Here is a 10042-nt window from a genome sequence, read left to right on the forward strand (position 1 = left end):
CAAAGGTGGTCCCGGCTACCTGCATGGCCTCATCCAGCGTGAGCACCCGGTCGCGCTCCAGCATCGTTGCGTTCAGCGTGTCGAGATCGAACGGGTCAGCGCCGTTCGGTGCCTCGTCGGTGCCGTACTGCTCCAGCACAGTCGGCGGCTCACCCCGCAGCAGGCCGCGCAAGTGTGCGGTCGTCCAGCGCTCGTAGGCGGTGATGTGGGCGACGATGTCCTTCACCGACCAGCCGGACGCATCCATCGGTTGCGTCATCCGATCAGTGCCGACCGCGACCAGTAGCTCATCAAACGCTGCCCGGGCCGACTGAAGACGCTCGATCGTCGTAGCCTGTTCGGCCGACATACCTGATGTATCCACGCACTACCCTTCTGAAATCGACTCGCCGACAACCGGCAGGGTCGGGGTCGCACGACGCCCGCCGGACCAGACGCAGATCACCGCACCGAAGAGTGCAACCAGCGGCAGACCGAGGCCGAGCGCCGGGTAATCGCCGATCGCGAGCAGCACGCCACCGAGCAACGCGCCGAACGCGGTGCCGAAGCGGGTGACGGACGAGTTCAGCGCCATCGTCGTGCCCTGCGCGGTCGGCGTTTCGGTTGACATGATCGTCACTGCCGTGACCTCGGCGATACCGCCAAAGAACGAACCGACCAGCAGCGCCAGCCAGGTGAGCAGGATCGGCGGCTGGACGATGAAGACGACGCCAACCAGGATGCCCATCGACGAGGCCGTCACCAGGAATGTGCGGCGCGGCTCCAGGTGGCGCAGCGGGCCGCTGACGAGCAGACTGCCAGCCATGAAGCCGGGGCCGAGCACCAGCCAGATCAGGCCGGCCTCCTGCAGCGAGCGACCCAGCTCCTCGACGAGGAACGCGCCAATGTAGGTCAGCATCCCCGTCCAGGCGACGCCACGACCGAACTGGGCGGCATAGACACGCACCAGCGGCGGGAAGCGCACGAGCGGCAGGTAGGTGCCGAGCAACGCACCCAGACGCAACGGATCGTGCGCCGTCACGACATCGCGCTCCAGCGTCGCCGAGGTCAGCGCCAGCCCGGCAGCGGCGACAACGGCCAGCGCGAGAAACGACCAGCGCCACGAGAGCTGGCTGCCGATGAACGTCAGAATCGGGAAGCCGATGATGCTGGCGACCGAGGCCGACGCGAACATGCGGCTGATGACCTGGCGGCGCACATCGCCGTGGTAGCGATTCCCGGCAATGGCGAACGCCATCGGCGAGATCGTCGCGGCGCTGATGCCACTGAGCAGTTGCGCACCGACGAGGAAGCCGAAGCTCGGCGCAGCGGCAATCCCGATGTTGCACAGCACCAGCGCCACCAGCCCGAGCAGCAGCAAGCGACGATAGCCGAGCCACTCGGCAGAAGGGCCGATTGCCAGCCCGACCAGCGCGCCGACCAGCGACGACACCATCACGGCCTGACCGAGCAGCGCCGTCGAGGTCGCCAGATCGTCGCCGATTGCGGAGAGAAATGGCGATAGCGCGAGCGCAGTCAGCACGCTCATCGAGGTCGCGAAACAGAGCGTCAGGAAGACTGAGCGGTCGTCGGCGATTTTGGCGATACCGTCGCTCACGCGCTCGGCCTCCAGACGTGCGCTCGCTCGCGCCTACTGATCCGACCCGCCAGAGACGGTCGTCGTGGAATCTTCGGCGTATGCGTGACGCAGCGCAACAGGCGGCTGCGATTGCGGCGCAGTTACCGAGCGCAGGCGCAGGTTCAGCATCTCCACCAGGACGGAGAAGCCCATCGCGAAGTAGATGTAGCCCTTCGGAACGTGGCGATCGAACCCTTCAATCAGCAGCGACACACCGATCAGCAGCAGGAACGACAGCGCCAGAATCTTCACCGTCGGACGCGACTCAACGAACCGACTGATTGGCCCGGACGAGACCATCATGACACCAACGGCAATGACGACAGCGGCGATCATCACCTCGATGTCGTCGGCCATGCCGACTGCCGTAATCACCGAATCGAGCGAGAAGACGATGTCGAGCAGCAGAATCTGCACGATGACGTTGACGAACGAGGCGGGCACACGGGCGCTGGCATGGCCTTCCTCACCCTCCAGCTTGCCGTGTATCTCGGTCGTACTCTTGGCTATCAGGAACAGACCACCGAAGATCAGGATGAGGTCACGCCCGGAGATCTCCTGCCCCACGATCTCGAAGATCGGATCGGTCAGCCCGATCACCCACGACAGCGAGAACAGCAACGCGATGCGCATGAACATCGCCAGCCCCAGCCCGAGCAGTCGCGCGCGCTCCTGCTGCTCGGCCGGCAGCTTCCCGGCCAGAATCGAGATGAAGATGATGTTGTCGATGCCGAGGACGATCTCCAGGGCCGTCAAGGTCAGCAGTGCGACCCAGATCTCCGGGTTAGCCAGCCAGTCCATGCAGCGCTGCCCTTCGGTAGCGGACGCGAGACGCAATTCGGGAAGTATGACATGGACCTCACCCCCGGCCTCTCTCCCGTGGGGAGAGGGGTGTCCTCGGCGACGGAGTTTGGGTGCCGTGTTCAAGGAGTGACGATCGGCAGACCCCTCTCCCAGCCTCTCCCCCTCGAGGGGAGGGGAGCGAGGAACGGCAGCCAATCCGGCAGCATCAGGACACCCCCTCTCCCAACGTTGGGCGGGAGCCATCGCCCATGGGGCACCTGGGCAGCGGCCGGGGGTGAGGGTCGCCGCCTCCACTTACCCCGCGAGCACCACCGGCAGCGCCACGACACTCCTGAACGAAAAGCCCTCCTGCCAGGTCACGTCGTCCGTGGCGAGCCGCGCGTTGGGAAACCGCTCGACGAGCGATTGAATCGCCGTCTGCGCGACCGCCCGCGCAGTTGACGACCCGAGGCAGAAGTGCGGCCCGCCGCCGAAGGTCAGGTGCCGGTTCGGCTTGCGCGCCGGGTCGAAGGTGTCCGGATCGGGGAACTGTGACGGGTCGCGATTGGCCGAGCCGATGAACAGATGCACACTATCGCCGACCGCCATCTCGCGCCCGTGCAGCGCAATCGGCTCGTCGCGCACGACGCGGCTGGTCGCCTGCACCGGACTCTCCCAGCGCAGCACCTCCTCGATCGCCGGCCGCACCAGCGCCGGGTCGTCGCGCAGCCGGGCAGCGACTTCCGGCTGCCGCAGCAGCGACAGCGCCGCGTTGCCGATCAGATGTGCCGTCGAATTGTTGCCGCCGACCAGCAACGCCACAACCATCACAACGAGCTCCTCGGTCGAGAGCCGGTCGCCCGACTCTTCCGCCGCAACCAGCTCGGAGATCAGATCCTCACGCGGCTCTCGCCGACGCTCGTCGATGATCGCTTCCAAAAACGCGCGCATCTCCAGCATGCTCTGCTGGCCCTGACGCATCACCGCGACACGCTCGCCGACCGTGCCGGGTCGGTCGTATACCCGCACCTGATCGTGACTCCAACGCGTGAAGCGCGGCTGATCGTCGGGCGGCACGCCCAGCAGATCGGCGATCACCCAGCTCGGCAGCGGCTGCGCCAGATCGGCGACGATATCCACCGCACCGCGCTCGGCGGCGCGATCGAGGAAGCCATCACACAGCTGCCGGATGTGCTCGCGGCGCGTCTCGGTGGTCTTGGCCGAGAACGCCTTCATCACCAGACTCTTCAGCCGCGTGTGCTCCGGCGGGTCGGTCAGCAGCATGCGGCTGCCGAGGACGTTGCGCAGCGGCTCCATCTCGGGCCGCACCTCGTCTGGCAGCGTCGAGAAGATCGCCTCAGTGCGGGCCGAGGACATGCGCGGATCGATGAACAGCCCGGCGACATCGTCGTAGCGGCTCACGATCCACGAGCGGGTCACCTCGTTCCAGATCACCGGCGACTCCTCGCGCAAGCGGCGATAGACGGGATGCGGATCGGACCGCACCGCGTCAGAGCCAGAGTCGATCGCGACAGTTGCAGACACGTTCCGCTCCACTTCACGCGCACATGCTCACGAGCGTCGATCGCCCATCAGCACTCGACCAATCAGCAGCAGCACAACGACGATCAGCACCACCTGCAACGCGCGCCCAACCAGCCCGATCAACGCGCCGAGCAACCAGATCAGGATCACCGCAACGACGATCAATACGACTCGCACCGCTGCCTCCGAACCATCATGGTGTTCGATGCGGGTAGCGTAGCATGGAGAGGAGGAGCCCTCGATAGCGGGGTTGGCAGGCCAGAGAGGAGTAGAGCAAACGATGCGGCTGCGCTAGGGATGGCGGGTATCTGAATGTACTGGTAGTTGAGTGAAGGATGATCAGCGTGCGCCGCCTCAACGTCCGGCTCGCACAAATTGATCAGTGCATCCGCTCATCGATGTTCGCGCTCAGCGTGCGACCAACGAATCCCGAGCTGGAGCCCGGTGAGCTGTTGCTACTCCAACTGGTGAAGCAGGAAGCGACGCTCCATGAGAAGTTGCGCAGTCGGATCGACTTCGCGCTCGTCTTCGATCGCCTGGAGCGCGACTACAACGGAACGATCAGCCGACAATACTGGCCGAACGAAGGGCGCACCTGGAACTGGATCGTCTACGGAAACATGACCGTTCCGACCATCCCGTTCAGCCTTGAGAACCTGCAACTCTCACGACGCTACGATGGTCAGGACAACGCTCGCCGGATCGATCCGATCGACGAAGCACGCATCCTGCCCTTTATCCAGTGGTCGCTCGCCGAACAGCCACATCCGGAGTTGCAGATCGTTCCACCAGCAACGGTATCTGACACGTTTCAACGAGCAGAAATCCTTGCAGCGCTTCGGAACCACGATCGTATCGTTGAGACACGTCAACGTGCGCACGTCGGACTCGCCGAGGAAGCGCCGCTGTACAGTACAAATGATGGCAGCGAGGATTCGTTTATCCGCTTCCTCACGGAAGAAACGCGCTACCGTCGCAACCCGGCACTTGCCGACACGCTCAAGTCCTACTACCACTACCGATGCCAGGTATGCGGCCACGACTTCGAGCCACGCTATGGACAATCCCTCGCGGAGGGCCATCACATTCAGTACTTGAGCGCGGGTGGCCCGGACGTTAGTCCGAACATCATCGTCCTCTGTCCGAATCATCACCGCATCATCCACGCAACCAATGCCAGATTCGACAGCCAGAACCTCGCCTATCACTATCCGAATGGACTGCGTGAGCGGCTGATCCTGCCCGACCATCTCGAACCGACGGGACGACATATTCGGCCCGCGTCATAATTTGAGCGCCGTTTGACGCACGATTCACGATCGGTTGCTCTGAGACATTTCCAATCTGGTGATGCTCGATTCTCACCCTCTGTCGGCTTCTCTTAGCTCCCTTCGGCATCGCTCTCGCCCGACATTGCCGTTCCGGCGTTTGTGCTCGGTTCGTCGTGCCGATTTGGATGATCGCCAGATCGGCCAATTCAGACCGGCCATAGACCGGCCCGCGACGTGTGGCGTACAATCCATGATTGGATGCAGGGTGGCGATGACGCACCTGTGTTTGCGGCTGGAATCAGCGAAACGCAGGTGAAATCAGCCAGCCCCCGTGCGCACATTACGCGATGAGATGAGCCTTACTTTGCGCACCAGGCGATCCTCGGGGAGGTGAGACATATTGCCGCGATCTTCATCCGGCAGACAGCACTCACCACATGGTGCCGGGGAGTCCGCTTCGGGAACACGAACACGTCGGAATCGGACGAAAGGACGTGGCATGGCTAGCAAGACGGAGCCGGCCGTACGAGCTGGAGAAACAGCTCTCGGCTCGATGAGCAAGGACGAGCTTCTCGGCCTCTACCGGGAAATGGTCCTGATCCGCAGGTTTGAGGAGCGCTCCGCCGAGCAGTATGCCTTCGGGAAAATCGGCGGCTTCCTCCACCTCTACATTGGCGAAGAGGCAACCGGCGTCGGTGCGATCAGCGTCCTCAAGCAGCAGGACCACCTCGTCACCCACTACCGCGATCATGGCTACGCACTGGCGATCGGCGCAGACCCGAACGCCATCATGGCCGAGCTGTTCGGTCGCTCCACCGGCACCACCGGCGGGCGCGGCGGCTCGATGCACATGATCCACCCGCAGCGCAACTTCTGGGGCGGCTACGCGATCGTCTCCGGCCATATCCTGATCGGTGCCGGTATCGGCATGGCACTCAAATATCAGGAAATCGACGGTGTCTCGCTGGTCATCTTCGGTGACGGCGCGACGAACGGCGGCGCATTCTTTGAGGCGCTCAACATGGCTTCACTCTGGAAGCTGCCGGTCATCTTCCTCTGCGAGAACAACGAATACGCGATGGGCACCGCCATCGAATATCACTCGGCTGTGCCGAAGATGTCGACCAAGGCCGAGGGACTCGGCATCAAGTCGGAGATCGTCGACGGGCAGGATGTCCTGGCGATGCGCGAAGCAACCCAGCGCGCTCGCGACTACTGCACGGCTGGCAACGGTCCCTACTTCCTTGAGGCGATGACCTACCGGTTCCGCGGCCACTCGATGGCCGATCCGGAGACCTACCGCGAGAAGGACGAGATCGAGGAGAAGCGCGCAACTGATCCGATCCCAGCCTATCGCGAGCAGCTCCTTCACGCCGGCAAGGCCGAACAGGCCGACTTCGACAAGATCGACGAAGAGATCGAGATCATCGTCGAAGAGGCTGTCCAGTTCGCCGACAAGAGCCCGTGGCCAGACCCGTCAACGCTGGAGGACTTCGTCTACGCCGACGAGTACTAGCGCGGACATACGGCGACGTGGCTGACGTTCATCGGATCGAAATGGAGCAGGAACACCGTGGCAAGTACGCTGGCTGAGCTGGAGGAAATGCAGCGCCGAGCGCAGGACGCTATCCAGCAGAATGAATCAGGCGAACGCGAGATCACCTATCGAGACGCGCTCCGCGAAGCCATCACCGAGGAGATGGATCGTGACGAAAATGTCTTCATCATGGGTGAGGATATCGGCGCATACGGCGGCTCCTACGTCGTGACACGCGGATTCCAGGAGCAGTACGGGCGCAAGCGCGTGATCGACACACCGATCGCCGAGCTCGGCCTCGTCGGCATGGCCGTCGGCGCATCAATGGCCGGTCTGCGGCCGATCGTCGAATTGATGACGATCAACTTCTCACTGCTGGCGATCGACCAGATCGTCAACCACGCCGCCAAGATCCACTACATGTTCGACGGCAAGTTCACCGCACCGGTCGTCATCCGCACCGCTTCCGGCTGGGGGCAGCTCGGCGCGACGCACTCGCAGACCTACGAGGGCTGGTTCGCTCACATCCCCGGCCTGCGTGTTGTCATGCCGGCCACGCCGAAGGACGCCAAGGGCTTCCTGAAATCGGCGATACGCGGCAACGACCCGGTGATGTTTATCGAGCACTCGCTCATCTATCGCAATCGCGGGCTGGTCCCCGCCGGCGACTACACGCTGCCGCTTGAGGGCGCAGAGGTGCGCCGCGAGGGCACCGACATCACGATCGTCTCGTGGTCACGCGGGCTGTATCTTGCGCTCGGCGCTGCCGAAGAGCTGGCCGAACAGGGCATCTCCGCCGAAGTCATCGACATGCGCGTGCTGCGCCCGCTGGATGCCGAGACGGTGATCGAATCGGTAAAGAAGACCAGCCGCTGCGTTATCGTAGAAGAGTCGTGGCGCACGATGGGACTCGGCGCTGAGATCGCTGCCGCTGTGCAGGAGCACGCGTTCGATTACCTGGATGCGCCGGTCGGGCGCGTCGGCAGCATTGAAGTGCCGATGCCGTATGCCCGAAACCTTGAGCGACTGGTCATTCCTGGTAAGGACGAGGTCGTCGCCGCAGTCAAGCAGGCGCTGGCGTAACCTCACCCCGCCGCCCAGAGGGCACCCGCCCTCTCCTCCGAGGAGAGGGGGAGATTGAATTGACGGATTACGGGCCCCCGCACGCGGGGGATGGGGAGAGGCAAGAAGATGGCGAAAACGGTCGTCATGCCCCAGATGGGGTACGACATGGACGCCGGAACGCTGCTGCGCTGGCTGAAGAACGTCGGCGACCCGGTCGAGCGCGGCGAGGCCATCGCCGAGATCGAGACCGATAAGGTCAACATCGAGATTGAAGCGTTCGAGGGCGGCGTACTGCGCAAGACGCTGATTACCGAGGGGCAGACGGTCCCGGTCGGCGAGCCGATCGCGATCATCGGCGGCGAAGACGAAGAGATCGCCGAGGAAGAGACCGCACCGAGCGAAGCACCAGCCGAGGCCGCAGCACCCGAGCAGACCGAGCAGCCGGTTGCCGCGGCTCAGCAGGCCGCAAGCGCACCGGCACCGGAACAGCAAGTCGCTGCGCCAGCCACCCAGGCTCCGGCTGCCGAAGCAGCGCCGCAGGTCGAGAGCCGTGAGCCGGGCGAGCGCATCCGCGCCTCACCGCTGGTCCGCCGCCTCGCTGCCGAGCACGAGATCGACCTCTCTCAGGTGCATGGCACTGGCCCACAGGGCCGCATCGTCAAGCGCGACGTCGAGCCATACCTGACTGGCGCGAAGCCGAAGCCACAGGCCGCATCGGCCCCGGCTCCGGCAGCTGCACCGGCAGCACCAGCCGCCGCGCCGCAGACACCCGCGCCCATCGCCGAGCAGGTTCCGACCATCGGCGGCGAGCTGCAGGAGTTGCCGCGCATCCGGCAGACCATCGGCAAGCGCATGAGCCAGTCATTCCAGCAGGCACCGCACTTCTACGTCACGATGTCGATCGCGATGGACAAGGCGCTGGAGCTGCGCAAGCAGGTCAACGCTGATGTCGACGAGGCCAGTCAGGTGTCGGTCAACGACCTCATCGTCAAGGCATCTGCCCTGGCGCTGCGCGACTTCCCGGTGCTGAACTCGGCCTGGAACGACGGCAAGATGGAGTTGCACGATCACATCGACGTCGGCATCGCCATCGCCATCGAGGGCGGCCTCATCTCCCCGTTCGTCCCGAACGCCGACGAGAAGTCGCTCGGCGCGATCGCGCGACTGACGAAGGACCTGGCCAAGCGCGCCCGCGAGGGTGGACTGAAGCCCGAGGAGTACCAGGGCGGCACGTTCACGACCTCGAACCTCGGCATGTTCGGTGTTGACGAATTCATCGCCATCATCAACCCGCCGCAGGCCGCCATCCTCGCCATCGGCGCTGCCAAGCCGCAGCCTGTCTGGGATGCTGACAAGGGCAAGTTCAAGTCGCAGACCGTCATGAAGGTCACCATGTCCGCCGACCACCGCCTCACCGACGGTGCCGAAGTCGCCAAGTACCTCCAGAAGCTCAAGGCGATGCTGGAAGCACCGATGGGGTTGTTGGTCGGGTAAACGAGGGGACGGCCCTCACCCCCTGCCTCCTCTCCCAATTCTGGGAGAGGGGGTGTCCTGTATCTGGGGGGTGGCTGCCGGTTGGGCAGGCGGGGCTGTCATGCGATGACGGGGGTGTCGTCGTTGCGTGTACGCACATGCAAGGCGGCGATGCGGAGATCTGACCTGTGGGTCTCAGGCGCTCCCGTGGAACAGCCGGGCGAGCAGCTGATTGCGGCTAGTGACCTCCAACTTGCCATAGATGTTGCGCAGGTGCGTCTGGACGGTGTTTTCGGTGATGAAGAGCGCCTCGGCGATGGCGCGATTGCTGTCGCCGCTGATGAGGCGCTGGACGACTTCGCGCTCCTGCGGGGTGAGTGGCCAGTCGGCTGGCACTGTCGGGGGGCCGGTGGGTCGTTGGAGTGTGAGCACGACGGCGACTGAGCCGTCGCTGCCGCCGGACGAGGCTTCGATCGCGATCAGTCCCAGCGGTGTGGGGGACATGACCTGCTGACGCGGCTTGCCGTTCGCGCGCAGCCCGGCGACGGCTGCCGCGACTGGCGATGGCAGGTGCGCGCCAGTTCGCGCGTCGGTGTCATGGAGTGCCGACAGCATCTCATCTGCCGCTGGTGTCGAGAATGTCGGCTCGCTGTCCGGCGCGAGGATGAGGACGCCGGACGGTTGCTCGAGTGATGTGCTCGGTCCCTCGGTGCGTTCACGTTGCAACCCAGTCGCCAGCGCATCGCCGAT

10 protein-coding genes are annotated in these 10042 nt (G+C 64.3%); 4 read left to right on the forward strand and 6 right to left on the reverse strand.

The window, feature by feature from the left end:
- The 5 genes from M9890_14370 to M9890_14390 all read right to left on the reverse strand — a co-directional run.
- Nucleotides 1-349: maleylpyruvate isomerase N-terminal domain-containing protein (locus tag M9890_14370; GenBank protein MCO5178136.1), on the reverse strand; the 349-nt coding region annotated here is incomplete at its 3' end.
- 18 nt (nt 350-367) lie between these two features.
- Nucleotides 368-1597: an MFS transporter gene (locus tag M9890_14375; GenBank protein MCO5178137.1), complete on the reverse strand. Its 1230-nt coding sequence runs from the start codon at nt 1595-1597 to the stop codon at nt 368-370.
- A gap of 33 nt (nt 1598-1630) precedes the next feature.
- Nucleotides 1631-2419, reverse strand: coding sequence for a TerC family protein (locus M9890_14380; GenBank protein MCO5178138.1), 789 nt, complete (start codon nt 2417-2419; stop codon nt 1631-1633).
- Between the two features lie 297 nt (nt 2420-2716).
- On the reverse strand, nt 2717-3946 hold the full coding sequence (locus M9890_14385; protein MCO5178139.1) for a cytochrome P450: 1230 nt from the start codon (nt 3944-3946) through the stop codon (nt 2717-2719).
- Nucleotides 3947-3973: 27 nt separating this feature from the next.
- Nucleotides 3974-4123, reverse strand: coding sequence for a hypothetical protein (locus tag M9890_14390; protein ID MCO5178140.1), 150 nt, complete (start codon nt 4121-4123; stop codon nt 3974-3976).
- A 167-nt stretch (nt 4124-4290) separates the two neighbouring features.
- On the opposite strand from M9890_14390, the gene M9890_14395 reads away from it, so the two are divergent.
- The 4 genes from M9890_14395 (at nt 4291) to M9890_14410 (ending at nt 9313) form a co-directional block, all read left to right on the forward strand.
- Complete coding sequence (locus M9890_14395) at nt 4291-5235, forward strand: HNH endonuclease (GenBank protein MCO5178141.1); 945 nt, start codon at nt 4291-4293, stop codon at nt 5233-5235.
- Between the two features lie 481 nt (nt 5236-5716).
- Nucleotides 5717-6733: a pyruvate dehydrogenase (acetyl-transferring) E1 component subunit alpha gene (gene pdhA, locus M9890_14400; GenBank protein MCO5178142.1), complete on the forward strand. Its 1017-nt coding sequence runs from the start codon at nt 5717-5719 to the stop codon at nt 6731-6733.
- A gap of 57 nt (nt 6734-6790) precedes the next feature.
- A complete protein-coding gene (locus tag M9890_14405; GenBank protein ID MCO5178143.1) occupies nt 6791-7837 on the forward strand; it encodes an alpha-ketoacid dehydrogenase subunit beta in 1047 nt (348 codons plus the stop codon).
- 108 nt (nt 7838-7945) lie between these two features.
- Nucleotides 7946-9313: a pyruvate dehydrogenase complex dihydrolipoamide acetyltransferase gene (locus tag M9890_14410; GenBank protein MCO5178144.1), complete on the forward strand. Its 1368-nt coding sequence runs from the start codon at nt 7946-7948 to the stop codon at nt 9311-9313.
- 174 nt (nt 9314-9487) lie between these two features.
- Here M9890_14410 and M9890_14415 read toward each other — a convergent pair.
- Nucleotides 9488-10042: LuxR C-terminal-related transcriptional regulator (locus tag M9890_14415; GenBank protein MCO5178145.1), on the reverse strand; the 555-nt coding region annotated here is incomplete at its 5' end.

The organism is Thermomicrobiales bacterium, from assembly GCA_023954495.1.
Lineage (GTDB): Bacteria > Chloroflexota > Chloroflexia > Thermomicrobiales > CFX8 > JAMLIA01.

Coding starts and splice junctions, on each gene's coding strand:
- M9890_14380 (MCO5178138.1), bottom strand. CDS start 2,419: ATGGACTGGCTGGCTAACCCGGAGATCTGGGTCGCACTGCTGACCTTG.
- pdhA (MCO5178142.1), top strand. CDS start 5,717: ATGGCTAGCAAGACGGAGCCGGCCGTACGAGCTGGAGAAACAGCTCTC.
- M9890_14410 (MCO5178144.1), top strand. CDS start 7,946: ATGGCGAAAACGGTCGTCATGCCCCAGATGGGGTACGACATGGACGCC.